Genomic DNA, 24,288 nt, shown 5'->3' with positions numbered 1-24,288 from the left:
GCGCCGCCTCCGCACGGGGCAGTCCCTGCGCATGCGTCGCACTCCGCTCCTCGCCACCACCCTGCTGGTCCTCCTGCCCCTGACCGGCTGCTCGGGTGGTGACTCCACCGCCGGCCAGCCCGGCGACGAGGCGTCGACGTCGGCGCCGAGCCACGGGGACGGGAACGGCGAGGAACCGGCCGAGGAACCGGCCGTCACCGTCGGCGAGCACCCGTACGTGTGGCCCTGCCGGCTCCTCACCCCCGACGACGCCACCGAGCTCCTCCCCCTGACCGACGAGGCGGACTTCGCCGAGCGCGGCCGGGCGCTGTCGGTGGGCGAGGACGAGATGGCGCAGATGAAGGGCACGGTCTCCGGCCAGCGCATCTCCTCGTCGTGCACCTACGCCTTCGGCGACCAGGCAGGCACCCAGGCCACTCTGTCGGTCGACCAGTACCGCACCGAGAGGCAGGCCGCGACCGAGTGGCGCACGGTGAAGATGTTCGGGGACGGCAAGCTCCCCCCGGGGGTGGACGCCGGGAGTCCCTTCTCCGAGTTCGTCCAGGCCATGCGCGACATCATCGAGCAGGGGCAGGAGTCCGTCGGCGGCGTGCGCCTCCCCGGGATCGACGACCGCGTCCTGTGGCGGGTCGGCACCAACTCGTTCATCGCCACCACGGGCAGCGTGGTCCTGACCTTCAGCCGCAAGCGGGACTCGGGGATCACCGACGACCTCACCCAGCGGGACGCAGAGCTCGCCGAGCGGGTCCTGACCGAGGCGCTCGACCGCGTCGGCGACCCGGACCTGGGGACGCCGACCGATCCCTGGTTCGTGCAGGACGACGACTGGCCGACGTTCCTCGCCCCGTGCTCGCTGCTCGACGCCGAGGCGGTCGAGCTGCTCTTCCCCGGCGTCCCGCTGGAGGAGGTCTCGCTGCGCTCGGTCGACGCCGTACCCGACGTCAACCTGACCTCGGACAGTCAGGCGGGCCGCTCCCACGACAGCTCGTGCGAGCGTTCCGACGTCGACGGCGACCACACGGCCTCGTTGCGCCTGCAGTACGTCGCACCGCAGGACGAGCCCGAGGAGGTGCTCGACTCATACCTCTCCAACCTCGTGTTCGGCGACCCGGACCCCGGTCTGGGACGGGTGCGGGCGATCCGCGCGGGGCTCCAGGCGGGCGGGCTGTACGACGTGGACGCGTCCTACGTGCTCGTGACCCAGCAGGGGGACGCCCACTACTACGCGCTTCTGGACCGCTACGTCATCGAGCTCGAGGCCGGGCAGGTCGTGGAGCGTCGGGGCAGGGACCGGCTCCCGGAGTCCGAGTCGCTCGACAGCTACACCCTCAAGACGGCCATGGAGGCCGTCGTCGCCAAAGCCCGGAGCCGGCTCGGGACCGAGGAGTGAGCGCTACCGTGGCGCCATGAGCTCGGACTGGCAGGACCCCGCAACCGTCGACCGCATGCTCGACGACCTCGAGACCTGGGCCGTCGTCGGCCTGTCCGGCGACACCGGCCGCACGGCGTACTCCATCGCGGGCCTGCTCCAGCGGCGCGGCAAGCGGATCGTCCCGGTCCACCCCGACGCCCCCACCGTGCTCGGCGAGCAGGGCTACGCGACCCTGGCCGACATCCCGTTCCCGGTCGACGTCGTGGACGTCTTCCGCCGCTCGGAGGCGGCCGGGGAGTTCGCCGACCAGGCCGTGGCCATCGGGGCGAAGGGCGTGTGGTTCCAGCTCGGCGTGGTCGACGAGGCGGCGTACGACCGGACGACCGCCGCCGGCGTGCCCATGGTCATGGACACCTGCCCGGCCATCGAGTGGCGCAAGCGGGGCGCGTGAAGGACCTGCACGTCCCGCCCGGTCCCGGACTGCCGTCGGGGCTGGTGGTCCCCGATGCCGACCTCGTCGAGCGCTTCTCCCGCTCCCCCGGCCCCGGCGGCCAGTCGGTCAACACCTCCGACAGCCGCGTCGAGCTCGAGTACGACGTCCGCACGGCGTCGACGCTCACCGACGCGCAGCGGGCCCGGGCGCTGCGGCGCTGGCCGGACGGCGTCGTGGCCATTGCCGCCTCGGAGCACCGCTCGCAGCACCGCAACCGGGTCGCCGCCCGCGAGCGGCTCGCCGCGTTGCTGCGCGAGGCCCTGGCGCCACCCCCGCCCCCGCGCCGGGCCACCCGCCCCACGCGCGGGTCCAAGGAGCGGCGGCTGCAGGCCAAGAAGGAGCGCGCCCACACGAAGTCGCTGCGCGGCCGGGTCCGGGACTAGAGGTCGACGCTGCCCTCGGCCGTCGTGATGCCGAGCTGGGACAGCGCCTCCTCCATGACCCACTGGACACCGAGCGTGTCGTCCAGGGGCACGACCGGTGACTCGGTGAGCCCGGCGGCCAGGCAGCGACCGACCTCCTCGATTTCGTGGCTGTAGCCCCGGCCGCGGGCGGGCAGGTCCCGGGTCTCGGCCTCCTGGCCGTTGCGCCGGACCACGAGCGACGTGGGGTGGTGGAAGCGGGGCGGCAGCTCGATGGAGCCGCCGGTCCCCCAGATCACCGCGCGACCCGGGGTCTCGGTGGTGAGCGCGCAGGCCAGCGAGGCGCCGCGCCCGTCGTCGTACGCCAGGTGCATCGTCACCGACGCGTCGGTGCCGTTGGGGTAGCGCGTCCCGGACGCGACGACGCGGTCGGGGGTGCCGAGGAAGTCCTGGGCGAAGGAGATGGGGTAGACCCCGAGGTCGAGGATCGCGCCGCCGCCGAGCGCGGGGTCGAAGAGCCGGGAGGCGGGGTCGTAGGTGCGGTGGGCGCCGAGGTCGGCCTGGACCGCGACGACCTCGCCGATCTCGCCGGCGTCCACGAGGCGCCGGGCCTCCACGACGGCAGGCTGCAGGCGGGTCCACATCGCCTCCATGCAGAAGACGCCCCTGTCGCGGGCCGCGGCCACGACCTCGCGGGCCCCGGCCAGGGTGGCGGTGAACGCCTTCTCGACCAGCACCGGGACACCGGCCTCGATGGCGGCCAGGGCCAGCGCGTGGTGCTGCGGGTGCGGGGTGGCGACGTAGAGGACGTCGATGTCGGCACGCACCAGCTCGCCGTAGGTGTGCGCGCCCTCGATGCCGTACGTCGCCGCGAAGGCCGCGGCCCGCTCACGGCTGCGCGACCCGACGGCCACCACCTCCGCGTCCGGCACGTGCTCGAAGTCGGGGACGAACGCCTCCGCCATGCCGCCGGTCCCTGCGATGCCCCACCGAGTCGTCATGGGCCAACCCTAGGGCGACCGGCGACCGCCCGGGAGGCGGCGCCCACCAGCGCCTCGAGCGGCCCGCGGGTGCGGGTGGCCGCGAACACGGCGCCGACCCCCAGCAGGAGCATCACGTGGAAGAAGTAGCTGTCGCGCAGCGCGTCGGGCAGGAGGTCCTGCGAGCGGGCGACCACGTGCACGGAGTAGAGGGTGAGCGTCATCGCACCGGCCCCGAAGAAGATCGCCGCGGTGCGTCGACCGGCGGGCCCGACCACGTCGAGGGCCAGCAGGCACAGCCCGACGACGAGGAGCGCCGAGCCGATCGTCTGCAGGAGGTCGAAGGGGGTGGCGGTGTGCGGGGCCACGACCAGCAGCCACTGCCATGCGCCGTCGGTGGGCGTGGTGCCGGGCAGGCCCGCGGAGATCCGGTCGAGCAGGGCCGCGGCGTCGGCGTCGGGGGCGGGCGGATCGGTGAGGAGCGCCTCCTGGACCGCGGGCCGGGCCGTGAGGGCCCGTGACACCACCGTGGCGAGCACCGCGGCGACGGCACCCCCGGCGGCCAGCAGCCCCGCCGTACGACGCGAGGTGAGGTCGAGGCGCCCCACGGCCATCCCGACGAGCACGTAGGCCAGCCACGGCACGGCCGGGTAGTAGCCGGTGAAGGTGAGCTCGGCGAGCAGCCCCCCGGGATCGTCCACGAGCTGGTCGAAGGTGGGACTGGAGAACTGCCTCTCCGGAAGGGACGGGCGCACGAGGTGGGACACCACCGGGGCGACCACGAGCCAGGCACCGGCCAGCAGGCCCAGGGCCCGGGCGGAGAGCCCGACGAACGGGAGCGCGAGCACGAAGAGCACGCCGTAGTAGGTGAGGATCACCGCGATCCCCGAGTCGACCGCCCCGAGCAGCAGGCCGAGGGCAGCCACCAGCGCCGCCCGCACCACGAGCCCGGCCGACGCGCGCACACGGGCGACACCGGTGAAGGGCCGGTCGCGACCGGTGACCAGCGCGATGCTCAGTCCCGCGAGCACGGCGAAGAGCGCGGAGGCCCGCCCGCCGGCCAGCGCCTGGCTCACGGACAGGGAGCCGTCGGGGTCGCGCTCCACCAGGACGTGGGTGGCGACCATGCCCAGCAGCGCCAGGCAGCGCGCCACGTCGATCCCGACGAGGCGGCCGGCGGCCGGCCGGTCGCTCAGAAGCCGAGCCTCCGGCTGCCGTCGGCGGCACCGCGGACGACGGCGCCCTTGTCGGTCGCCGCCTGTCGCAGCTCGGCCTGGAAGTCGACCATCCGCTGCTGGAGGGCGGCGTCGCCGCTGGCGAGGATGCGGACGGCGAGCAGCCCGGCGTTGCGTGCGCCGCCGATCGCGACGGTGGCCACCGGCACGCCCGCGGGCATCTGCACGATGGAGAGCAGCGAGTCCATCCCGTCGAGGGTCTTGAGGGGCACCGGCACGCCGATCACCGGCAGCGGGGTGACCGCGGCGAGCATGCCGGGCAGGTGGGCCGCACCGCCGGCGCCGGCGATGATGACCTCGATGCCGCGGCCGGCGGCCTCGCGGCCGTAGGCCAGCATCTCGTCGGGCATCCGGTGCGCGCTCACGACGTCGGCCTCGAGCTCCACGTCGAACTCGGCGAGCGCCTCGGCGGCCGCCTGCATCACCGGCCAGTCGGAGTCCGACCCCATCACGATGCCGACACGTGCAGTCATCTCACTCACCTTCACTCACTGTGGTTGCCGAGGTCGCCGCGGAACCAGGCGGCGGCGTGCCGCGCACGCTCGAGGCAGTCGTCGAGGTCGTCGCCGTAGGCGTTGACGTGGCCGACCTTGCGACCGGGCCGCAGGTCCTTGCCGTAGAGGTGCACGCGCAGGTGGGGGTCGCGGGCCATCGCGTGCGGGAGCCCGTCGTAGAGGTGGCCGCTGTCGGTGGGCCCGCCGAGGATGTTGACCATCACGGTCCAGCGGTTGCGGGGGGCCGGCGAACCCAGCGGGAGGTCCATGACGGCGCGCAGATGATTCTCGAACTGGGACGTCACGGCGCCGTCCTGGGTCCAGTGGCCGGTGTTGTGGGGGCGCATCGCCAGCTCGTTGACCAGGATGCGACCGTCGGTCGTCTCGAAGAGCTCGACGGCGAGGATGCCCGTGACGTCGAGCGCACCGGCGACGCGCAGGGCGATCTCCTGCGCCTGGCCGGCCAGGGCGGGCAGCAGGTCCGGCGCGGGGGCGATCACCTCGTGGCAGATGCCGCCGAGCTGGGTGGACGCGACCACGGGGTAGGCCGCGGCCTGCCCGCTGGGCGAGCGCGCGACGAGGGCGGAGAGCTCGCGGCGGAAGTCGACGAGCTCCTCGGCGAGCACCTCGACTCCTGCCGCCTCGGCCGCGGCGAAGGCCGCGCCGGCGTCGGCGAGGTCGCGGACGACCCACACCCCCTTGCCGTCGTACCCGCCGCGGGTGGTCTTGAGGACGCACGGCAGCCCGAAGGCCTCGACGTCGGCGGTGCTGGTGACGAGGGCGTTGCGCGGGCAGGGGATGTCGAGCTCGGCGAGACGGGCCCGCATCACGCCCTTGTCCTGGGCGTGCACGAGGGCTCCGGGGCCGGGCCGGACCGCGATGCCCGACTCCTCGAGCGCCCGCAGGTGGTCGGTGGGCACGTGCTCGTGGTCGAAGGTGACGACCGGGCAGCCCGCGGTGATGCGCCGCAGGGTGTCGAGGTCGGTGTAGTCGCCGACCTCGTGGTCGGGGATCACCTGGGCGGCCGAGACCCCCTCGGCCTCAGCCAGCAGCCGCAGGGGCAGCCCCAGGGCGATCGCCGGCTGCGCCATCATGCGCGCCAGCTGGCCGCCACCGATCACGGCGAGGGTGGGTGCTCGGTCGGTCACGCAGGAAACCCTAGGGCAGCACTCCTGAGAGTCGGTCAGCCCGTCTCGGTGCTCGTCGCGGAGCTCGTCTCGAAGCGCAGTCCCCGACCGCGCAGCGTGGTGATGAGGCGCGGGTCGCGCGGGTCGTCGTCGAGCTTGCGCCGCAGCCAGCCGAGGTGCACGTCGATCGTCTTGGACGAGGTCCAGAAGGTCGTCTGCCAGACGTCCTCCATGAGCTCCGCACGGGTGACCACGAGTCCCGCCCGAGCCATCAGCGCGTGGAGGAGGTCGAACTCCTTGCGGGAGAGCCTGATCTCGCGCTCCCCCCGCCACACCTTCCGCTCGTGCGGGTCGAGACGGACGTCCTGGACCTTGAGCACGGGGCAACAGTGGTCGGAGACCCTCGACGGTGCGGGCCGTTTTACCCAAACGTGGACGGCTGGTCTGGTCCGCCGGTATGCACGTGGGCGTGCAGTGTGGGCGGCGACGCCGGACGCGGCGTCAGCGGCGGCGTACGGCGACCGGCTCGACGAGGCCGAAGCCGTGCACCGGCCGGGCCGGGAGCCGCCGGCTCTCGAACTCCTCGGGCGGCAGCAGGTCGGCCGTGCGCTGGTCGATGATCAGGCGGTTGCGACGGGCCACCGCCGTCAGCCGGGCGGCCATGTTGACCGGCGGCCCGAACACGTCGCCCAGGCGCGGGACCACCGGTCCCGAGGCCAGGCCCACCCGCACGTCCGGCAGCTTGGGGTCGCGGCCGATCACGTTGATGATCCCCTCGGCGACCTCGATGGCCGCCTCCGCGTCGCCGATCACGAACAGCACCGAGTCGCCGAGGCTCTTGATGATGCGGCCGCCGTGGTTGGTGACGACGTCGTGGCAGCGGCCCTCGAACTTCTCGACCAGGTCGCCGATCTTGTCGCGGTCCATCTCGTTGGACAGCGCCGTGAAGGACACGAGGTCGGCGAAGCCGACGGTCACGTCCACCGTGTGCAGGTCCTCGTCCTTCGCGCCCATCGCCTCCATCCGGGCGACGGCCGCGGCGAGGTGGCGGCGCCAGGCGTAGATCAGCGTCTGCTCGAAGTGCGGGCTCACCTCGCCGATGAGGCGCAACGCGGTGTCCACCCGCGAGCCGCTCGCGTCGGGTCCCGCCTCGATCTCCTCGACCCGGTTGGACAGGGTGGCGACCTCCCAGTCGGCGAGGCGGGCCATGGTCTGGCCGACGCCGCGGGTCATGTTGACCGCCATGTCGAAGTCGACGGAACCGCCGTCGACGATGCCCACGACGTCGCGGACGGCGTCGGCGTCGGCGCGCGTGAAGGCACGCTCCCCGAGCTGGTCGGGGAAGCCGAGCGCGCGCCACAGCCGGCGCGTCTGGTCGACCGTCACGCCGGTCTCCGACGCCACGTCGAGGGCGGTCAGGGTGGGCTGCTCGCCCAGGATGGCCAGGTCGAGGCGCTCGGGCGCGGGGACCGCGCCCGGCTCCTTGGCCCCGCGGCGGCGGCGATCAGGTGCCATCGTCGACGCGCTCGGACGCGGGGCCACCGGAGGCCAGGGTGTGCAGCTCCTCGGCGACCCGCAGCTGCACCTGCTCGACCTGCGGGACGTCCTCCAGGAGCACCCGCCCGTGGGTGCTGGCGTCGGACACGATCAGCGTGCCGCAGCCGAAGAGGCGGTCGACCACCCCGATCTCGAAGTCGACCCCGCTGATCCGGTTGAGCGGGATCGTGCGGCCCTCCTTGGCGATCAGCCCGGAGCGCTTGATGAAGCGCCGGTTGGTGAACGTGTAGGTCGTGGTCAGCCAGTCCAGGACCGGCCGGACCACGAACCAGACGGCGACGAGGGCCGCGACGACCCCGGCGCCCAACCCGACCGTCGTGGAGTCGGTGAGGCTGCCGAGCGAGATCACGGCGGCCACCAGCACCACCAGCACGGAGACCGGGGCGATCAGCGCCTTGGCGTGCGTGCGTGTGTGGACGACGACGTGCTCACCGTCGTTGAGGAGCTTGGTCGGGAAGGCCACGTCCCGATCATGTCACTGGCGGGGGCGCACGTGAACGACATCGCCGGCACCGACCGTGAAGGTCCCGTCCGGGGTGCTGACCACCAACGCCCCCCGACCGTCGACGTCGAGCGCCTCGCCGCGGCGTACCTCCACACCGGCCGCGCCCCCCGGCAGGTGGACATCGACCGTGCGCCCGAGGGTGGAGCAGACGTCGGAGTACGCCGCGCGCAGCGCGTCGGTGTCCCCGAGCAGGCCCTGGAGCCCGTGCAGGGAGCCCAGCACCTGGCCGAGCAGGTCGGTGCGGTCGACCCGCTCCGAGGTCTCGAGCTCGATCGAGGTGGCCAGGGCCACGGGGAGCTCGTCGAGGCCCTGGGAGACGTTGATGCCCACCCCGACCACCGCCGCGGGGCCGGTCGGGGTCTCGATCCGCTCGACCAGGATCCCGGCCAGCTTGCGCTCCTCCACGAGGACGTCGTTGGGCCACTTGAGGGCGATCTCGGGGATGCGGTCGGCGACGGCGGCCTGCACGGCGTACCCCGTCAGGAGCGGGAGCCAGGTCCAGTCCTGGGCGGGCAGGTCGGGTCGCAGCAGGACGGAGAACGTGAGCGACGCGCGCGCCGGGGTCTCCCAGACCCGGTCGAGCCGTCCCCGGCCCGCGGTCTGGTGCTCGGTCACGACGACGAGGCCCTCGTCCTCACCGGCGCGGGCGCGCTCGGCGACCGCCGCGTTGGTCGACGGCGTGGCCTCGGTGACCTCGACGCGCCAGCCGGCGGGGGCCACGATGCGGTCGGGGTCGAGTGCTGGGCGAGGTGCCGGCGCGGACGTCATGGGCACTACATTGGCGCACGCAGACAACAGGAGGCCACACGACGTGAGTGCACAGGTGCAGCCCGGTGAGGGCACGGACGTCCCCGGAGGGGACAGCGACATCGACATCCACACGACGGCGGGCAAGCTCGCCGACCTCGAGCGGCGCCTCGACGAGGCAGTCCACGCCGGCTCCGCGAAGGCGGTCGAGAAGCAGCACGCGAAGGGTCGCAAGACCGCGCGCGAACGCATCGAGATGCTCTTCGACGAGGGCTCCTTCGTCGAGCTCGACGAGCTCGCCCGGCACCGCTCGACCGCGTTCGGCCTCCAGGACCGCCGCCCCTACGGCGACGGCGTGGTCACCGGCTACGGCTCGGTCGACGGCCGCCAGGTCTGCGTGTTCTCCCAGGACTTCACCGTCTTCGGCGGCTCGCTCGGCGAGGTCTACGGCGAGAAGATCACCAAGGTGATGGACCTCGCCATCAAGACCGGCTGCCCGATCATCGGCATCAACGAGGGCGCCGGCGCCCGCATCCAGGAGGGCGTCGTCTCGCTCGGCCTGTACGGCGAGATCTTCCGCCGCAACGTGCACGCCTCCGGTGTCATCCCGCAGATCTCGATGATCATGGGCAACTGCGCCGGCGGGCACGTCTACTCCCCCGCGGTCACCGACTTCACGATCATGGTCGACAAGACCTCCGCGATGTTCATCACCGGCCCCGACGTCATCAAGACCGTCACCGGCGAGGACGTCACCATCGAGGAGCTCGGCGGCGCCCGCACCCACAACACCAAGTCCGGCAACGCCCACTACATGGCCTCCGACGAGGAGGACGCCATCGAGTACGTCAAGGCGCTGCTGTCCTACCTCCCGCAGAACAACCTCGACGAGCCCGTGGTCTACGACGAGCCGGCCGACCTCGAGGTCAACGACCTCGACCGGTCCCTCGACACCATCGTCCCCGACGGGGCCAACCAGCCCTACGACATGCACACCGTCATCGAGGCCGTCCTCGACGACCAGGAGTTCCTCGAGGTCCAACCGCTCTTCGCGCCCAACATCATCATCGGCTACGGCCGCGTCGAGGGCCGCCCCGTCGGCATCGTCGCCAACCAGCCGATGCAGTTCGCCGGCACCCTCGACATCGACGCCTCCGAGAAGGCCGCCCGCTTCGTGCGGACCTGCGACGCCTTCAACATCCCGGTGCTGACCTTCGTCGACGTGCCCGGCTTCCTGCCCGGCACCGACCAGGAGTACAACGGCATCATCCGCCGTGGCGCCAAGCTCATCTACGCCTACGCCGAGGCCACCGTCCCGCTGATCACCGTCATCACCCGCAAGGCCTACGGCGGTGCCTACGACGTGATGGGGTCCAAGCACCTCGGCGCCGACATCAACGTCTCCTGGCCCACCGGCCAGATCGCCGTCATGGGCGCCCAGGGCGCGGTCAACATCCTCTACCGCAAGGAGATCGCGGAGGCCGAGAAGGCCGGCAACGTCGAGGAACGCCGCGCCGAGCTCGTCCAGGAGTACGACGACACCCTCGCCAACCCCTACATCGCGGCCGAGCGCGGCTACATCGACGCCGTCATCTCCCCCCACGAGACCCGCTCCGAGATCGTCCGCTCCCTGCGGCTGCTCCGCTCCAAGCGCGAGACCCTCCCGCCCAAGAAGCACGGGAACATCCCGCTGTGAGCGAGCCACAAGACGACACCGCCGCAGCCCCGCTGCTGCACGTCGTCAACCCCGACGCCACCCCCGAGGAGGTCGCGGCCCTGGTGGCCGTGTTCGCCGCCCTCGGGTCGGCCGGCGGCGAGCCGCCGCGGCGTCGTACGCCGGAGTGGTCGGCGCCGCACCGCGGCGTCCGCCGGACCCACCTCAGCGGCCCCGGCGGCTGGCGGTCCAGCGGGCTGGCCCGCTAGACCGGTCGTGGCAGGGGCCGGGCAGCCTCAGAGCCAGCCCATCCGCCGGGCGACGGCGGCCGCCTCGTGGCGGTTGGCGGCGCCCAGCTTGGTGGCGGCGCTGGACAGGTAGTTGCGGACCGTCCCGGGCGAGAGGTGCACCCGGCGGGCGATCTCGTCGACCTGCGCCCCGTCGGCGGCGGCGTCGAGGACGTCGGCCTCGCGGGGGGTGAGCGGTGAGTCGCCGGCCGCGATGGCCTCCGCGGCCAGCTCGGGGTCGACGTGCCGACCACCGGCGTGCACCGTGCGCACCACGTCGGCGAGGGTGGCGGCCGACGTGGTCTTGGGGAGGAACCCGCTCACCCCGCTGGCCAGCGCCCGCTTGAGGTAGCCCGGCCGGCCGTGGCTGGTCACGATGAGGGCGCGGCAGCCGGGGACGGCCTCGGCCAGTCGCACGGCGAGGGTGATCCCGTCGTCGTCGGGGAGCTGCAGGTCGAGCACCGCCACGTCCGGGGAGAACTCGCGGGCGATGGCGAGGCCCTCGGCGGCGGTGCCGGCCTGGGCCACGACCTCGAGGTCGTCCTCGAGGTCCAGCATCTGCGCGAGTGCGGTGCGGATCAGGTGCTCGTCGTCGACGAGGAGGACGCGGATCATGCGGGCTCCCGGGGCACGACGCGGAGCTCGAAGTGCTCCCCGTCGCGGGCGGTCTCGATCGCGGCCCCCAGCGGGGCGACCAGCTCGCCCAATCCCACCAGCCCATGGCCGCCGGTGCCGGCGGGGGCGGAACCGTCGTTGCGGATGGCCACGACCCCGTCGTCGTACGTCATGGTCACGAGGGTGGCGCGGGAGTGGCGCAGCACGTTGGTGACCGCCTCGCGGACGACCCGGGCGACCGGCTCGGCCCACGGCTCGGGGAGGCCGGCGAGGTCGGCCCGCGACTCGATGCCCGCCGACCGCAGCAGGGACCGGGCGCCCTCGAGCTCGTGGTCGAGGTCGACGGGCCGGTAGCCCCGGGCCAGCTCGCGCGCCTCGCGCAGCGCCGTGTGCGCGGTCGCGCGGACGTCACCGAGGGTGCCGGCGGCGCGCTCGTCCCCGCGGGCGACGTACGCGCTCGCGAGCTCGGCCTGCACGGCGATCTCGGAGAGCCGCCGGCCCAGGACGTCGTGCACGTCGCGGGAGAAGCGCAGCCGCTCCTCGGCCACGGCGAGGGCGGCACCGGTGCGACGTCCCTTCTCCAGCTCCTCCACCACCCGGAGGAGCCACAGCGAGCTGCGCACGGTGAAGACGAGGAAGGCGGCCACGGCGGCGGCGTACGCCGCCAGGCCGACCTGGTGGCTGGTGGTCCAGCCGAGCACGGGGCTGACCGCGACGACGGCCCACCACACCCGACGGTCCTCCACGCCCGCGAGACCCCAGGAGAGCCCGAAGACCACGAACATGGCCAGGCTGAAGCCGCTCTCGGGCGGTCGCGTCCACGCGACGACCAGGCCGACGGCCGACCCTCCGAGCAGCAGTCCGAGCGCGACGCGATCGGGTGCGCGGGGAGCGTCGACCGCGAGGGCCGCACGCAGGCAGAGGAGTCCGCCCGCGGTCAGGACGAGGCCGAGCCCCACCGCGAAGGCGTCCAGGGCCGGCTCCGGCAGCGTGGCGACCGCGCTGACGACGGCGAGCACCATGAAGAAGACGAACAGGAAGTAGAGCGACCCGACGACGTAGAGCCGCACCCGCTCGATGGGGGTGCGCTCCGCCCAGCGGAGCGGAGTGGTGGGTCGCGGCACGGCCCCGATCCTTCCAGACTCCCTCATCGCCGTGGGTGCCCAGGAGGTCACGGACGCGGCTCCCACGGCATCGACCGCGCGACCAGCGACAGGCCCAGCACCGTCCAGGCGACCAGGACCGCGAGCCCCGGTCCCGCGGCGGTGGCCGTCTCCAGCAGGGAGAGCTGCGAGCCGTCGTCGGCCACGCCGAACCACGCGGCCTGCACGACCTCCTCGACCGCCGCACCCGGGAGCACGACCAGCCAGTCGTGGGCGGCCTCGGGCAGCACGACCCGGAAGAGACCGGCCATGGTCAGCAGGATCACCGGGGCGCTGGTGAGCTGCGCGGCCTCCGCGTTGCGGGTCCACGCGGCCGTCCACAGGGCGAGGGCGACGAAGGCCGTGCAGGCGACGAGCATGCCGAGGAGCATGACCGGCACGTTGGCCGGCGCCGAGAAGCCGAGCAGCGGTGTCGCCACCATGGTGACCAGGCAGATCAGCAGCGCGACCCCGACGCCCGGCAGCGCGAGCGACAGCAGGATCTCGCCGTCGCGCACCTCGCCGGTGCGCAGCCGCTTGAGGACCAGCTCGTCGCGACGGGTCACGACCACCGAGAGCAGGTTGTAGTAGACGGGGAACAGCAGGGCCATCGACAGCACGGTGGCGACCGTGGCCAGGCCCGCACCGGGCTGCGAGGGGTCCTGGGAGAAGAGGAGCGTCAGGGCCAGCAGCGGGACGGCGAAGGCGTAGAAGGTGGCCAGCCGGTTGCGCAGCAGCAGGCGGGTGTTGGTCGCGGCGAGGCCACGGACGCGCCGGGTCCCGGCGGCCAGGTCGAGGGCGGTGCTCATCGGAGGGCTCCTTCGAGGGTCGGGTCGGCGAGGTCGTCGGCCGGCTCGGCGCTCCCGTCCTCGCGGGCGATCCGCAGGAAGACCGCCTCGAGGCTCGGGCTGCTGACCGCCAGGTCGGCGAGCACCACGCGGTGCTCGTCGGCCCAGCGCAGCAGGGCGGACAGGGTGGGCTGGAGGTCGGCGGTGCGGACCTCGGTGCGACCCCGGTCGACACGGACCTCCGCGGGCAGGGCCGGCAGGTCGCGTCCGAGGTCGGCGAAGCCGATGGTGGAGGGCTCCCCCGCCACGATCTGCGCCACGGTGCCCTCGCGCACGACCCGGCCGGCGCGCATGATCGACACCTGGTCCGCGAGCTGCTCGGCCTCGTCGAGGAAGTGCGTCGTCAGCAGGACCGTGCCGCCCGCGTCGCGCAGGCCCTCGATGAGGTCCCACACCGCCCGCCGGCTCTCCGGGTCCAGCCCGGTGGTCGGCTCGTCGAGCATCACCACGTCGGGACGACCCATCAGCGTGCACGCCAGGTCGAGACGGCGCAGCTCGCCGCCCGAGAGGTTGCGGGCGGCCACGTCGCGGCGACCGAGGAGGTCGAGCATCCCCAGGGACTCCTCCAGGGGGCGGGGGTCCGTCACCGTGGTGGCCCACATCTGCAGCGTCTCCGCGACGGTCAGGTCGCCGACGAAGCCGGTGCGCTGGAGCAGCACGCCGGTGCGACGTCGTACGTCCGCCCGGTCCCGGACCGGGTGCAGGCCCAGGACGCGCACCTCGCCGGAGGAGGCGGGCGCGAGTCCCTCGACGACCTCCATCGTGGAGGTCTTGCCCGCCCCGTTGACGCCGAGCAGGGCGTGGATGGTGCCCCGGGCGACCGCGAGGTCCACGCCGCGCACGGCGGTGAAGGCGTCGGCCCCGGAGCCGTAGGTGCGGGTGAGGTCCCGCACCTCGATGGCCAGGTCGGTGCTGGTCGCTGCGTCCGTCGGTGCTGTGGTCATGGCCCCAGCCTCCCGGGGCGGGTCTCCGCGCGGCAGTGCGAGGCGTCACCGGGTGCCGTGCGGGGTGCACGGAAAGCGGGTGACAAACCTCATGCGAGGCGTCGTAGGGTCGCCCCCGTGACCGAGACCGCGCCCGCGCGCACCATCGATGCCATCTGCGACCAGTTCGTCGAGGACTACTGCGCCCTCGACCCGATCGCGGCCACCTACTACGGCGTGGCCGGGCACGACGACCGCCTGCCCGACTACTCGCCCGCCGGGTACGACGCCCGCGTCACCCTCGTACGCCGCGCGGTCGAGGCCGTCGAGGTCGCGACCCCCGTCGACGACCGCGAGGCGGCGGCCCGGGACTCGTTCCTCGAGCGGCACCGCCTCGAGCTGGAGATGGAGGACGCCGGCATCTCGCGCTGCATGGTGTCCGTCATCGACAGCGCCGTCCACGGGATGCGCCAGGTCTTCGACCTGATGTCGACCGACGGGACCGAGGCCCACGAGCTCGTCGACGCCCGGCTCGCGGCCGTCCCCGCCGCTGTCCAGGGCTACCGCGTCACGCTCGCCGACGAGGCCGCCCGCGGCCGGGTGTCGGCGTCGGCGCAGTACGCCAAGGTCGTCGAGCAGATCCGCGGCTGGACCGGCGAGACGGGCGAGAGCGGCGACTTCTTCAGCGGCCTGGTCGAGCGTTGCGCCCCCACCGGCGAGCTGGCCGACCGGATGCGCGAGCACGCCCGCGCGGCCACCCGCGCCTTCGCCGACTTCGGGCTCTTCCTGTCCGACGAGCTCGAGCCGCAGGGCCGCGACAAGGAGGCCGTGGGTCGTGAGCACTACGCGCTGACCAGTCGCTACTTCCTCGGTGCGACGGTCGACCTCGAGGAGACCTACGCCTGGGGCTGGCAGGAGCTCAAGCGCCTCGCCGACGACATGGCGGCCACCGCCGACCGCATCCTGCCGGGTGCGACGGTCGCCGAGGCGGTCGCCCACCTCGACGCCGACCCGGCCCGCGTGGTGCACGGCCGCGAGGCCTTCCGCGACTGGATGCAGGACCTCGCCGACCGGACGCTGGCCGACATGGCCGACGTGCACTTCGACATCCCCGAGCCGGTGCGGCGGATCGAGTGCATGCTCGCCCCCACCAACGACGGCGGCATCTACTACACCGGCCCTTCCGAGGACTTCGTGCGCCCGGGCCGGATGTGGTGGTCCGTGCCCGACGGCATCGAGGACTTCTACCCCTGGCGCGAGGTCACCACGGTCTTCCACGAGGGCGTGCCGGGGCACCACCTCCAGGTCGCCCAGACGGCGTACCGCAGCGAGAGCCTCAACCGCTGGCAGCGCCTCATGTGCTGGGTCAGCGGCCACGGTGAGGGCTGGGCGCTGTACGCCGAGCGGCTGATGGACGACCTCGGCTACCTGGCCGACCCGGCCGACCGCCTCGGGATGCTGGACGGGCAGTCGTTCCGGGCCGCCCGGGTGGTCGTCGACATCGGCATGCACCTCGAGCTCGAGATCCCGGCCGACAACCCGTTCGGCTTCCACCCCGGGGAGACGTGGACCCCCGAGCTGGGTAGGGAGTTCCTCGGCGACCACAGCCAGATCGAGCCCGACGTCCTGGACTTCGAGATCAACCGCTACCTCGGCTGGCCGGGACAGGCGCCGTCGTACAAGATCGGCGAGCGCATCTGGCTCCAGGCCCGCGACGACGTCCGCGCCCGGCAGGGGGACGACTTCGACCTCAAGGCCTTCCACCGCGCGGCCCTCGACCTCGGGTCGCTCGGCCTCGACCCGCTGCGGGCGGCGCTGGGGCGCTTGTGATGCTCGTCCTCGCCTCCGCCTCGCCGGCCCGCCTCGCCACCCTCCGCTCGGCGGGGATCGACCCGCAGGTGATCGTCAGCGGCGTCGACGAGTCGCGGCTCGACGGGCTGCCGCCGGCCGAGCTGGCGCTCCAGCTGGCCGAGCTCAAGTGCGCGGCCGTGGCGACCCGCGACGACCTGCCGGGCGAGGCGCTGGTGCTCGGCTGCGACTCCGTGCTCGAGCTCGACGGCACGGCCCTCGGCAAGCCCGCGTCCGCCGACGACGCGGTCGAGCGGTGGCGCGCGATGCGCGGACGCTCCGGCGTGCTGCACACCGGGCACTGCCTGCGCGAGGCGGCCTCCGGGCGGGTCGTCGCGGCGACGGCGAGCACGACGGTGCACTTCGCCGACGTCAGCGACGCCGAGATCGCGGCGTACGTCGCCACCGGCGAGCCGCTGTGGGTCGCCGGCGCCTTCACCATCGACGGCCTCGGTGGCGCGTTCGTCACCGGGATCGAGGGCGACCACCACAACGTGGTCGGCGTCAGCCTGCCGCTGCTGCGCGACCTCGTGGCCGAGCTCGGCCACGAGTGGACGGGGCTGTGGACCTGAGCGACGGTCGGGTCAGCCGGGCTTGACCGCGATGACCGGGCACGTCGCGTCGATGATGACGCGCTGCGCGACGCTGCCCATGATCAGCTTGCCCACCGGCGTGCGGTGCCGGATGCCGATCACGATCGCGTCGGCCGCGACCTCCTTGGCCACGGCGAGGAGCTCGTCGGCGATGTCGCGCCCCATGGTCTGGCGCAGCTCGTGCTCGACGCCGCTGGCGGTCAGCTGCTCCTCGAGGGTCACCTTCCCGTCCTCCCCGAGGTAGCGGCGGTCGACCAGGGCGTCGCCCTTGGTGCTGTTGACCACCACGACGCCGGTGCCGCGGCGCTGCGCCTCCGCGAGTCCGTGGGCGAGGGCGGCCTCGCCGTACTCGTCCGGGATGAAGCCGATCACGACAGCCATCAGGAGACCTCCTGGTCACGGTGCTGGTCATGCTGCTCGTGCAGCATGGGTGGTCGGAAACGTGCGATGAGCAGGGGTGACAGGGCGGCGAGGACCACGAGGGCGTAGACGAAGATCGCCAGCGGCTCGTTGAAGAGCCCACTCACGTCACCCCCGGACAGGTCGAGGGCCTCGCGCATCTTGACCTCCATCAGCGGCCCGAGGATCACGGCGAGGATCAGCGGCAGGACGGGGATCCCGAAGCGACGGATCGCGAAGCCCAGGCCACCGAAGAGGAGCAGCATGGCCAGGTCGAAGGCGCTCTGGCCGACGCTGTAGGCACCGAGGCACGCGAAGAAGAGGATCCCTGCGTAGAGCTGCGGTCGCGGGATGCGCAGCAGCTTGGCCCAGACCGGCGCGAGCGGCAGGTTGATCACCAGCAGCAGGGTGTTGCCGATCAGGAGGCTGGCCAGCAGCGTCCAGATCAGGTCCGGCTGGTCGGTCATCAGGGTCGGTCCGGGCACGATGCCGTACTTCTGCATGGCAGCGAGCAGGATCGACGCCGTCGCGGTGACCGGCAGGCCGAGGGCCAGCAGGGGGACGAACATGCCGGCCGCGCTCGCGTTGTTGGCCGCCTCCGGGCCGGCGACGCCCTCGATCGCACCCTCGCCGAACTCGTCCGCACCACCGCGGCGGCGGGCGAGCTTGCGCTCGGTGATGTAGGACAGGAACGTCGGCGTCTCCGCGCCGCCGGCCGGCAGGGCCCCGAACGGGAAGCCCAGTGCCGTGCCTCGCAGCCACGGTGCCCAGGACCGGCTCCAGTCGGCCCGGCCCATGAAGGGGCGCCCCACCGGGATCACGTCGATCGGCCGGCGGCGCAGGTGGGCCGCGGTCCACAGGGCCTCGCCGATGGCGAAGACGCCGACCGCCACCACCACGATGTCGATGCCGTCGGCGAGCTCGAGCGAGCCCCCCGTCAGGCGCGCCTGTGCCGTGGAGGCGTCGAGTCCGACGAGCCCGATGGTGAGTCCGATCGCGAGCGCGATGAAGCCGCGCAGCTTGGATGCGCCGAGCACGCTGCTGACCAGCACCATCGCCAGCAGCATGATCGCGAAGTAGGTCGGCGCGCCGATCTCGACCGCCCAGGTGGCGATCGTCGGCGTGAAGAAGGCCACCAGCAGGGTGCCGATCGTGCCGGCCACGAAGGAGCCGATGGCCGCGGTCGCGAGCGCCTGGGCAGCCCTGCCCTTCTTGGCCATCTTGTTGCCCTCGATGGCCGTCATCACCGACGCGGACTCACCGGGGGTGTTGAGCAGGATCGAGGTGGTCGACCCGCCGTACATGCCGCCGTAGTAGATGCCGGCGAACATGATCAACGCCTGCGTGGCGTCGAGGCCGTAGGTGACCGGCAGCAGGAGCGCCAGGGCCATCGCCGGACCGATGCCGGGCAGCACGCCGACGAACGTGCCGAGCAGCACGCCGATCGAGGCGTACGCGAGGTTCTCCAGGGTCAGCGCGCTGGCGAAGCCGTCGAGGAGCAGGTTGAGGGTGTCCATCAGAGCACCCCGTCCAGGAGACCGGGCGAGAGCGGCACGCCGAGCCCGGAGTAGAAGAAGTACCAGCTGGCCACCGACAGGATGACCCCGACCACGAGGTCACGCACGAGCGTCCGGCTGCCGAGCGCCCACGCGCAGCCGGCGAAGAGCAGCGCCCCGGTGATCGCCCAACCCAGCACGTTGACGAGCAGGATGTTGAGCACGAGGATCGCGACCAGCTTGCCGACGGTCGCCCAGTCGGGCGGGGTGGTCAGGTCGACGTCCTCGCCCTCCTCGGCCTGGGGCACGTCCCCCCGCGCGGTGGCGATCGCGAGGAGCACGGCGAGCAGGACCATCAGGGTCCCGATGACGTAGGGGAAGACGCGGGGGCCGACGGGGTCCCCGAAGCCGACGTTCAGCCCACGCGCGTCGACGATGGTGTAGACGCCGACCAGGGCCAGCACGGCGGCCAGGCCGTACTGCGCCTTGTCGATGGTCTGCGGCGGAGCCGCGGTCTTCTCGTCGCTCACAGCAGCCCCAGATCCTCGAGGGTCCCGGAGACCCGCTCGTCCTGCTCCTCGATGAATGCGCCGAACTCCTCGCCGGTCTTGAAGTCGTCGGTCCAGCCGTTGTCCTCCACGACCTGCTGCCACGCCGCCGTCTCGTGCATGTCCTCGAAGTAGCCGATCAGCTCCTCGGTGCGCGCCTCGCTCATCTCGGGAGGCGCGAGCACACCGCGCCAGTTCAGGAAGACCAGGTCGACGCCCTCCTCGGTCAGGGTGGGCACGTCGGCGAACGGGCTGCCCTCCGGGTAGCGCTCCTCGCCGGAGACGGCCAGCACCCGCAGCTCGCCGGAGTCGATGGAGCCCTGGAACTCGGGCAGACCCGAGAAGCCGGCGTCGATCTTCTTCCCGAGCAGCGCACTGGTCAGCGGACCGCCGCCGTCGTAGGTCACGAAGTTGACGTCGTTGGGGTCGATGCCGACCTCCTGGGCCAGCTGCATCGGGAACAGGTGGTCCGGGCCTCCCGGGGACGAACCGCCACCGACGGCGAGCGAGCCCGGGTCCGCCTTCCACGCCTCGAGGAAGTCGTCGAGGGTCTCGTACGGCGAGTCGCCGGGCACCAGGATGCCCTCGGGCTCGCTCATCAGCTGGGCGATGGGCGTGGCGTCCCGGAGGCCGAACTGGCTGCCGAACGAGTACGTCGAGCCGACGACACCGAGCCCGACCGTCATCAGCGTGTTCTCGTCACCCACCTGGCCGACCAGCTCGGTCATCGCGACCGCGCCACCGGCACCCACGATGTTCTCGACGGTGATGCTGCCGCCGGTGATGTCCTCGTCCTCCAGCACCTGCACCGCGTCACGCCCCGTCAGGTCGTAGCCACCACCGGGGCTGTTGGGGATGATCATCAGGAGGTCGTTGCCGTCGTCACCGCGGGTCACCCCGCACCCGGCCAGCGCGAGGAGCGCGAGGGTCGCGGCCACGGCCGTCGTACGTCGTCCCAGCCGTCTCATGCGCCACATCGTGCACCGCGCACCGTCGCCGTGTCGAGCGCCGGTCCTGCGATCTCAGCGTGTGGTGGCGACGCCGTCCTCCACGGTCTCCTCGCGGATCCCGAAGACGAGCTGGCGGGTGAGGACGAAGCGGGCGGCGTTGGCCAGCGCCAGCCCGATGACGTTGGCGGACACGTTGTCGGACAGCGGGTCGTCGAGGCCGAGGCCGTTGCGGCTGATCCACAGGCAGGTCATCGGGATCACCATGGTGACGAGGCTGATCGCCAGGAACGCCGTGCGACCGCCGTCGGGGTGGCGGGTCGTGCGGTGCCGGAAGGCCCACGACCTCGTCCCGCGGTAGGCGACCACCGTGCCGACGAGGTTGGCGATGACGTAGGCGAGCTGCGGCTGGTCGTTGAGCGGCGCCACGCCGCCGGTGTTGAACCCGTGGACGAGTCCGTTGAAGAGGACCACCGCCACGATGGTCGCGCCGAGCCCGACGGCCAGGTACCGCCAGATCTCCCCCGCCAGCCGGCGCCCCGTTGACGTCACCGTGCAAGGCTAGCCCGCTCGCCCGCAGCAGCCGGATCGGCGCGACGGTGGTCTGCGCCACTGCGATCCACTGGTCGTCGAGGAGCGCCCACGCCCGGCGCGGGAACCATGGTTTTCCACATACCCGAAACTGGGTATGGATTCGAACATACGTTCGAGCAAAGATGGTGTTATGAGCCCTTCGTCCGCCCTCGCCGCCGACTCCCTGTCGGCCGTGCAGCGCGGGTTGGCGCTCGCCCTCGACAGCCCCAGCGGGCTCGACGACCACGACCGCGTCGATGCCCTGCGGGCCCTCGAGGAGCTCGTCTGCACCGCCACCGCCGCCCAGGCGGCTCTCTCCGCCGAGCTCGACGCCTCCCAACGAGCCCTCCAGGCCGACGCCGGCACCCGGGCCGCCGAGCAGGGCCGCGGAGTGGCGTCCATCGTCGCCTTCGCGCGGCGCGAGTCCCGGCACCGCGGGGAGCGCCACCTCGGCCTGGCCACGATCGTGCGCACCGAGCTCCCCCACACGTGGGCCGCGTGGTCGACCGGTCACGTCACCGAGTGGACGGCCACCGTCATCGCTCGTGAGACCGCCTGCCTCCCCCTCGAGCACCGCCTCACCGTCGACGAGACGGTCGCCGCGGACGCCGACCACCTCGCCACCCTCGGCCAGCGCGAGCTGGTCGGCCTCCTGCGCGCCGAGGCGGAGCGCCTCGACCCCGCCTCCGTGGTGGCGCGTCGGCGCCGGGCCGAGTCCGAGCGCAGCGTCACCCTGCGACCAGCACCCGACACGATGACCTGGCTCACCGCCCTTCTCCCCGTCAAGGAGGGGGTGGCGGTCCTCGCCACCCTGACCCGCGCGTCCGACAGTGCGCGCGCGTCCGGCGACCCGCGGAGCAAGGGCCAGGTCATGGCGGACACCCTGGTCAGCTCGGTGCTCGGCCGGCAGCCCGCGATCGACGCCACGACCGACGCCACGACCGATCCCACGACCGACGGCCGGACACCGGCCGTGCCGGTGTCCCTCGGCCTGGTCATGAGCGACTCAGCACTGCTCGGCACCAGCGACGAGCCGGCGCACCTGGACGGCTACGGCCCCATCCCCGCAGAGCTGGCCCGCGAGATCGTCTGCGACGCCCTCACCGGCGACGAGCAGGTGTGGGTGCGGCGGCTCTGGACCAGTCCCTCCACCGGCGAGCTCGTCTCCATGGACTCGCGCCAGCGAATCTTCCCGGCCACGCTCGGCCGCTTCGTCCGGCTGCGCGACCGGGTCTGCCGCACCCCGTGGTGCGACGCCCCGATCCGCCACACGGACCACCCCCAGGAGCACGCCCGCGGCGGACCCACGAGCGCTCGTAACAGCCAGGGCCTCTGCGAGGCCTGCAACTACGCCAAGCAGGCCCACGGGTGGCGGGCTCGACCCGCGCCGGACGACACCGGGAGCCACGTCGTCGAGACCACCCTCCCGACCGGACACTCCTACCGGTCCCGGGCACCGGCCGTCGCCACGGTCAGGCATGCGGCGATCCCTGCCCTGCGCATCGACTACGTCCTCGCGGGCTGAGCCGCTCTTCGCGGACCGGCTCTAGTCGACCGGTTCACTTGACTTTCGTCGGCGTGGCCATCACGGTGCACCCGTGACCGAGACCCCGCAGCACTCGCACGACGTGATCCCGCTGCGCGAGGCGACCAAGGCGTGGTTCGCCATCTCCCTGCAGACCTTCGGCGGCCCGGCCGGCCAGATCGCCGTCATGCAGCGCACCCTCGTCGACGAGAAGCGCTGGATCGGCCAGCAGCGGTTCCTGTTCGCGCTGTCCTACTGCACTCTGCTCCCCGGCCCCGAGGCCCAACAGCTCGCCACCTACGTCGGCTGGCTCCTCAACGGCGTCAAGGGCGCCCTCGTCGCCGGGATCCTCTTCATCCTCCCCGGCGTCGTCGCGCTCCTCGTGCTCTCCGGGATCTACGTCGCCTTCGGCGACACCACGCTCGTGGAATCGTTGTTCCTGGGCCTGGCGCCGGCCGTCATCGCCATCGTGGTCCAGGCCGTCATCCGCGTCGCCGGGAAGGGCCTCGGACATCCCGCGCTCATCGGGCTGGCCGTCGTCTCCTACCTCGCCCTGACGTTCTTCGCCGTCCCCTTCCCCGTCGTCATCGGGTTCGCAGCGCTCCTCGGCTGGGGACTCGGCAAGGCCATCCCCGACCTCACCAGGCCCAAGGCGGCCGCTCGTGACGACGGCCCTGCGCCGCTCGTCAGCGACGACGCCCTGCACACCGAACGCCCCTCCGGTCGGCGGGCCACCGTGATCCTCGTCGTCGGGCTGATCCTCTGGTTCGCCCCGGTCGCGCTCGCCGCGGTGCTGTTCGGGCGGTCCAGCATCTTCGTCGACCAGGGCCTGTTCTTCTCCGGTGCCGCCGTCGTCACCTTCGGCGGCGCGTACGCCGTCCTCGCCTACGTCGCCCAACAGGCCGTCAACGTCTACGGGTGGCTGGCCCCCGGCGAGATGGTGCGGGGCCTCGCCCTCGCCGAGACCACCCCCGGCCCGCTCATCATGGTGGTCCAGTTCGTCGCCTTCGTGGGCGCCTACCGCGACCCCGGCGACCTCGACCCGTGGGTCGCCGCGGTCATCGCCTCCCTGCTCGTCACCTGGGTGACCTTCGTGCCCTGCTTCCTGTTCATCCTCCTCGGCGCCCCCTACGTCGAGCGCCTCCGCGGCAACCGCGCCCTCTCCACCGCCCTCACGGGCATCACCGCCGCCGTGGTCGGAGTCATCGCGAGCCTCGCCACCTTCTTCGCCCTCCACACCCTCTTCGAGGAGACCACCCGCATCACCACCGGTCCGCTCGACTTCGAGGTCCCCGTGCTCGACTCCATCCAGTGGGCCGCCGTCGCCATCACCGTCCTCGCCTGCGCCCTGGTCTTCTGGCGCGGCTGGTCCGTCCTGCGCACCCTCGGCGCCTGCGCGCTGGCGGGACTCCTGGTGGGGCTCGCCCAGGTCCTGGTCTGAGACGCGGCGTTCCACGGAGCTAGGTTGCGGATCGTGGACGTCGTCGTGCTCGAGAGTGACCAGGTGGACGCAGAGGCGCAGGCGGCCCTGCGTCGGCTGTGGGACCGGGCGTTCGGTGATCGCTTCGACGACCACGACGCCGACCACGCCTTCGGCGGCGTGCACGTGCTGGTCCGCGACGACGGCCGGCTCATCGGCCACGCCAGCGCGGTTCCTCGACCCATCAGGTTCGGCGACCAGCCCTGGCGCACCGTCGGGTACGTCGAGGCCGTGGCCGTCGACCCCGCCCACCAGGGCGAGGGCATCGGCCGGCTGGCCATGGAGCGGCTGCACGAGGAGATCGCGTCCCGGTGGGAGGTCGCACTGCTCTCGACCGGACGCGCGACCGGCTTCTACGAGCCGCTCGGCTGGGAGCGGTGGCTGGGGCTCTCGTACACACAGACAGAGACCGGGGTCGTCCCCGACGACGAGCACGGTGGCCTCATGGTGCTCACCACCGATCCGTCCGCAGTGGTGGATCGCACGCTGCCCGTGACCTGCCAGGACCGTGCGGGGGACGCCTGGTAGCGGCCCACGT

General features: G+C 72.7%; 27 protein-coding genes. 10 read left to right on the top strand and 17 right to left on the bottom strand.

What is annotated here, in order from left to right:
* Positions 1–31 precede the first annotated feature (31 nt).
* The 3 genes from DAE25_RS04600 to arfB are packed head-to-tail and all read left to right on the top strand — an operon-like array spanning position 32 to position 2,248.
* Entirely contained in the window at positions 32–1,390 is a 1,359-nt protein-coding gene (locus DAE25_RS04600) for a hypothetical protein (protein WP_107765069.1), read from the top strand.
* A gap of 16 nt (positions 1,391–1,406) precedes the next feature.
* Complete coding sequence (locus DAE25_RS04595; protein ID WP_056887342.1) at positions 1,407–1,823, top strand: CoA-binding protein; 417 nt, start codon at positions 1,407–1,409, stop codon at positions 1,821–1,823.
* Positions 1,820–2,248, top strand: a complete 429-nt coding sequence (gene arfB, locus DAE25_RS04590; RefSeq protein ID WP_107765068.1) for an alternative ribosome rescue aminoacyl-tRNA hydrolase ArfB — start codon at positions 1,820–1,822, stop codon at positions 2,246–2,248. Before DAE25_RS04595 ends, arfB begins: the two co-directional genes overlap by 4 nt.
* On the opposite strand, the gene DAE25_RS04585 is transcribed toward arfB, so the two are convergent.
* The 8 genes from DAE25_RS04585 to DAE25_RS04550 all read right to left on the bottom strand — a co-directional run bounded on the left by DAE25_RS04585 (position 2,245) and on the right by DAE25_RS04550 (position 8,893).
* Positions 2,245–3,228 (bottom strand): Gfo/Idh/MocA family protein, encoded by a 984-nt coding sequence (locus DAE25_RS04585; RefSeq protein ID WP_107765067.1) that lies wholly within the window; start codon positions 3,226–3,228, stop codon positions 2,245–2,247. The genes arfB and DAE25_RS04585 overlap by 4 nt on opposite strands.
* Positions 3,225–4,367, bottom strand: a complete 1,143-nt coding sequence (locus tag DAE25_RS04580; RefSeq protein ID WP_267895245.1) for a heparan-alpha-glucosaminide N-acetyltransferase domain-containing protein — start codon at positions 4,365–4,367, stop codon at positions 3,225–3,227. Before DAE25_RS04580 ends, DAE25_RS04585 begins: the two co-directional genes overlap by 4 nt.
* Positions 4,368–4,399: 32 nt before the next feature.
* Positions 4,400–4,915 (bottom strand): 5-(carboxyamino)imidazole ribonucleotide mutase, encoded by a 516-nt coding sequence (gene purE, locus DAE25_RS04575; RefSeq protein WP_056887338.1) that lies wholly within the window; start codon positions 4,913–4,915, stop codon positions 4,400–4,402.
* Between the two features lie 11 nt (positions 4,916–4,926).
* On the bottom strand, positions 4,927–6,084 hold the full coding sequence (locus tag DAE25_RS04570) for a 5-(carboxyamino)imidazole ribonucleotide synthase (RefSeq protein WP_107765065.1): 1,158 nt from the start codon (positions 6,082–6,084) through the stop codon (positions 4,927–4,929).
* Positions 6,085–6,119: 35 nt separating this feature from the next.
* Complete coding sequence (locus DAE25_RS04565; RefSeq protein ID WP_107765064.1) at positions 6,120–6,443, bottom strand: winged helix-turn-helix domain-containing protein; 324 nt, start codon at positions 6,441–6,443, stop codon at positions 6,120–6,122.
* A 121-nt stretch (positions 6,444–6,564) separates the two neighbouring features.
* Positions 6,565–7,578, bottom strand: a complete 1,014-nt coding sequence (locus DAE25_RS04560) for an adenylate/guanylate cyclase domain-containing protein (RefSeq protein WP_107765426.1) — start codon at positions 7,576–7,578, stop codon at positions 6,565–6,567.
* Positions 7,568–8,083: a PH domain-containing protein gene (locus tag DAE25_RS04555; protein ID WP_107765063.1), complete on the bottom strand. Its 516-nt coding sequence runs from the start codon at positions 8,081–8,083 to the stop codon at positions 7,568–7,570. Before DAE25_RS04555 ends, DAE25_RS04560 begins: the two co-directional genes overlap by 11 nt.
* Before the next feature lie 12 nt (positions 8,084–8,095).
* Complete coding sequence (locus tag DAE25_RS04550) at positions 8,096–8,893, bottom strand: biotin--[acetyl-CoA-carboxylase] ligase (protein ID WP_107765062.1); 798 nt, start codon at positions 8,891–8,893, stop codon at positions 8,096–8,098.
* Positions 8,894–8,948: 55 nt separating this feature from the next.
* On the opposite strand from DAE25_RS04550, the gene DAE25_RS04545 reads away from it, so the two are divergent.
* Both DAE25_RS04545 and DAE25_RS04540 read left to right on the top strand, forming a co-directional pair.
* On the top strand, positions 8,949–10,568 hold the full coding sequence (locus DAE25_RS04545; RefSeq protein ID WP_234410890.1) for an acyl-CoA carboxylase subunit beta: 1,620 nt from the start codon (positions 8,949–8,951) through the stop codon (positions 10,566–10,568).
* Entirely contained in the window at positions 10,565–10,795 is a 231-nt protein-coding gene (locus DAE25_RS04540) for an acyl-CoA carboxylase epsilon subunit (RefSeq protein ID WP_107765060.1), read from the top strand. Before DAE25_RS04545 ends, DAE25_RS04540 begins: the two co-directional genes overlap by 4 nt.
* A 27-nt stretch (positions 10,796–10,822) precedes the next feature.
* Here DAE25_RS04540 and DAE25_RS04535 read toward each other — a convergent pair whose 3' ends face one another.
* From DAE25_RS04535 to DAE25_RS04520, 4 genes are read right to left on the bottom strand one after another with little or no spacing between them, the layout of a single operon-like run.
* Positions 10,823–11,428 carry a response regulator transcription factor gene (locus tag DAE25_RS04535; RefSeq protein ID WP_107765059.1) on the bottom strand — a complete coding sequence of 202 codons (606 nt, stop codon included), beginning with the start codon at positions 11,426–11,428 and terminating at the stop codon, positions 10,823–10,825.
* Complete coding sequence (locus DAE25_RS04530; protein ID WP_107765058.1) at positions 11,425–12,552, bottom strand: sensor histidine kinase; 1,128 nt, start codon at positions 12,550–12,552, stop codon at positions 11,425–11,427. The genes DAE25_RS04535 and DAE25_RS04530 overlap by 4 nt, the downstream gene beginning before the upstream one ends.
* Positions 12,553–12,599: 47 nt before the next feature.
* Complete coding sequence (locus DAE25_RS04525; RefSeq protein ID WP_107765057.1) at positions 12,600–13,379, bottom strand: ABC transporter permease; 780 nt, start codon at positions 13,377–13,379, stop codon at positions 12,600–12,602.
* Complete coding sequence (locus tag DAE25_RS04520) at positions 13,376–14,362, bottom strand: ABC transporter ATP-binding protein (RefSeq protein WP_107765056.1); 987 nt, start codon at positions 14,360–14,362, stop codon at positions 13,376–13,378. Before DAE25_RS04520 ends, DAE25_RS04525 begins: the two co-directional genes overlap by 4 nt.
* A gap of 117 nt (positions 14,363–14,479) precedes the next feature.
* On the opposite strand from DAE25_RS04520, the gene DAE25_RS04515 reads away from it, so the two are divergent.
* Positions 14,480–16,171, top strand: a complete 1,692-nt coding sequence (locus tag DAE25_RS04515) for a DUF885 domain-containing protein (RefSeq protein ID WP_199907435.1) — start codon at positions 14,480–14,482, stop codon at positions 16,169–16,171.
* Complete coding sequence (locus DAE25_RS04510) at positions 16,171–16,761, top strand: Maf family protein (protein WP_107765424.1); 591 nt, start codon at positions 16,171–16,173, stop codon at positions 16,759–16,761. Before DAE25_RS04515 ends, DAE25_RS04510 begins: the two co-directional genes overlap by 1 nt.
* Positions 16,762–16,773: 12 nt before the next feature.
* Here the strand turns inward: DAE25_RS04510 and DAE25_RS04505 are convergent, their stop codons facing one another.
* Genes DAE25_RS04505 through DAE25_RS04485 form a run of 5 tightly spaced genes read right to left on the bottom strand, consistent with a single transcriptional unit; the run spans position 16,774 to position 20,724 of the window.
* Positions 16,774–17,163 carry a universal stress protein gene (locus DAE25_RS04505; protein WP_107765055.1) on the bottom strand — a complete coding sequence of 130 codons (390 nt, stop codon included), beginning with the start codon at positions 17,161–17,163 and terminating at the stop codon, positions 16,774–16,776.
* Positions 17,163–18,698, bottom strand: coding sequence for a tripartite tricarboxylate transporter permease (locus tag DAE25_RS04500; protein WP_107765054.1), 1,536 nt, complete (start codon positions 18,696–18,698; stop codon positions 17,163–17,165). The genes DAE25_RS04505 and DAE25_RS04500 overlap by 1 nt, the downstream gene beginning before the upstream one ends.
* Positions 18,698–19,207, bottom strand: a complete 510-nt coding sequence (locus tag DAE25_RS04495) for a tripartite tricarboxylate transporter TctB family protein (RefSeq protein WP_107765053.1) — start codon at positions 19,205–19,207, stop codon at positions 18,698–18,700. The genes DAE25_RS04500 and DAE25_RS04495 overlap by 1 nt, the downstream gene beginning before the upstream one ends.
* Entirely contained in the window at positions 19,204–20,193 is a 990-nt protein-coding gene (locus DAE25_RS04490) for a Bug family tripartite tricarboxylate transporter substrate binding protein (protein ID WP_107765052.1), read from the bottom strand. The genes DAE25_RS04495 and DAE25_RS04490 overlap by 4 nt, the downstream gene beginning before the upstream one ends.
* A gap of 54 nt (positions 20,194–20,247) precedes the next feature.
* Positions 20,248–20,724 carry a GtrA family protein gene (locus DAE25_RS04485; protein ID WP_107765051.1) on the bottom strand — a complete coding sequence of 159 codons (477 nt, stop codon included), beginning with the start codon at positions 20,722–20,724 and terminating at the stop codon, positions 20,248–20,250.
* A 172-nt stretch (positions 20,725–20,896) separates the two neighbouring features.
* On the opposite strand from DAE25_RS04485, the gene DAE25_RS04480 reads away from it, so the two are divergent.
* The 3 genes from DAE25_RS04480 to DAE25_RS04470 all read left to right on the top strand — a co-directional run bounded on the left by DAE25_RS04480 (position 20,897) and on the right by DAE25_RS04470 (position 24,278).
* Positions 20,897–22,270, top strand: a complete 1,374-nt coding sequence (locus tag DAE25_RS04480) for an HNH endonuclease (protein ID WP_159083568.1) — start codon at positions 20,897–20,899, stop codon at positions 22,268–22,270.
* Positions 22,271–22,343: 73 nt separating this feature from the next.
* Entirely contained in the window at positions 22,344–23,711 is a 1,368-nt protein-coding gene (gene chrA, locus DAE25_RS04475) for a chromate efflux transporter (RefSeq protein ID WP_107765049.1), read from the top strand.
* A 33-nt stretch (positions 23,712–23,744) separates the two neighbouring features.
* The gene (locus DAE25_RS04470; protein ID WP_159083567.1) at positions 23,745–24,278 is read left to right on the top strand and encodes a GNAT family N-acetyltransferase; all 534 of its coding nucleotides are present in this window, start codon (positions 23,745–23,747) and stop codon (positions 24,276–24,278) included.
* Positions 24,279–24,288: the final 10 nt, after the last annotated feature.

It is taken from the genome of Nocardioides terrigena, assembly GCF_003047265.1.
Taxonomy (GTDB): Bacteria; Actinomycetota; Actinomycetes; order Propionibacteriales; family Nocardioidaceae; genus Nocardioides; species Nocardioides terrigena.
This window is presented reverse-complemented; position numbering and strand designations above follow the sequence as displayed.

Bases quoted from the DNA above. Each gene is read 5' to 3' on its own strand.
- DAE25_RS04600 (WP_107765069.1), top strand. From the start codon at position 32: ATGCGTCGCACTCCGCTCCTCGCCACCACCCTGCTGGTCCTCCTGCCC.
- DAE25_RS04595 (WP_056887342.1), top strand. From the start codon at position 1,407: ATGAGCTCGGACTGGCAGGACCCCGCAACCGTCGACCGCATGCTCGAC.
- DAE25_RS04585 (WP_107765067.1), bottom strand. From the start codon at position 3,228: ATGACGACTCGGTGGGGCATCGCAGGGACCGGCGGCATGGCGGAGGCG.
- purE (WP_056887338.1), bottom strand. From the start codon at position 4,915: ATGACTGCACGTGTCGGCATCGTGATGGGGTCGGACTCCGACTGGCCG.
- DAE25_RS04560 (WP_107765426.1), bottom strand. From the start codon at position 7,578: ATGGCACCTGATCGCCGCCGCCGCGGGGCCAAGGAGCCGGGCGCGGTC.
- DAE25_RS04550 (WP_107765062.1), bottom strand. From the start codon at position 8,893: ATGACGTCCGCGCCGGCACCTCGCCCAGCACTCGACCCCGACCGCATC.
- DAE25_RS04535 (WP_107765059.1), bottom strand. From the start codon at position 11,428: ATGATCCGCGTCCTCCTCGTCGACGACGAGCACCTGATCCGCACCGCA.
- DAE25_RS04525 (WP_107765057.1), bottom strand. From the start codon at position 13,379: ATGAGCACCGCCCTCGACCTGGCCGCCGGGACCCGGCGCGTCCGTGGC.
- DAE25_RS04520 (WP_107765056.1), bottom strand. From the start codon at position 14,362: ATGACCACAGCACCGACGGACGCAGCGACCAGCACCGACCTGGCCATC.
- DAE25_RS04510 (WP_107765424.1), top strand. From the start codon at position 16,171: ATGCTCGTCCTCGCCTCCGCCTCGCCGGCCCGCCTCGCCACCCTCCGC.
- DAE25_RS04505 (WP_107765055.1), bottom strand. From the start codon at position 17,163: ATGGCTGTCGTGATCGGCTTCATCCCGGACGAGTACGGCGAGGCCGCC.
- DAE25_RS04500 (WP_107765054.1), bottom strand. From the start codon at position 18,698: ATGGACACCCTCAACCTGCTCCTCGACGGCTTCGCCAGCGCGCTGACC.
- DAE25_RS04490 (WP_107765052.1), bottom strand. From the start codon at position 20,193: ATGAGACGGCTGGGACGACGTACGACGGCCGTGGCCGCGACCCTCGCG.
- DAE25_RS04480 (WP_159083568.1), top strand. From the start codon at position 20,897: ATGAGCCCTTCGTCCGCCCTCGCCGCCGACTCCCTGTCGGCCGTGCAG.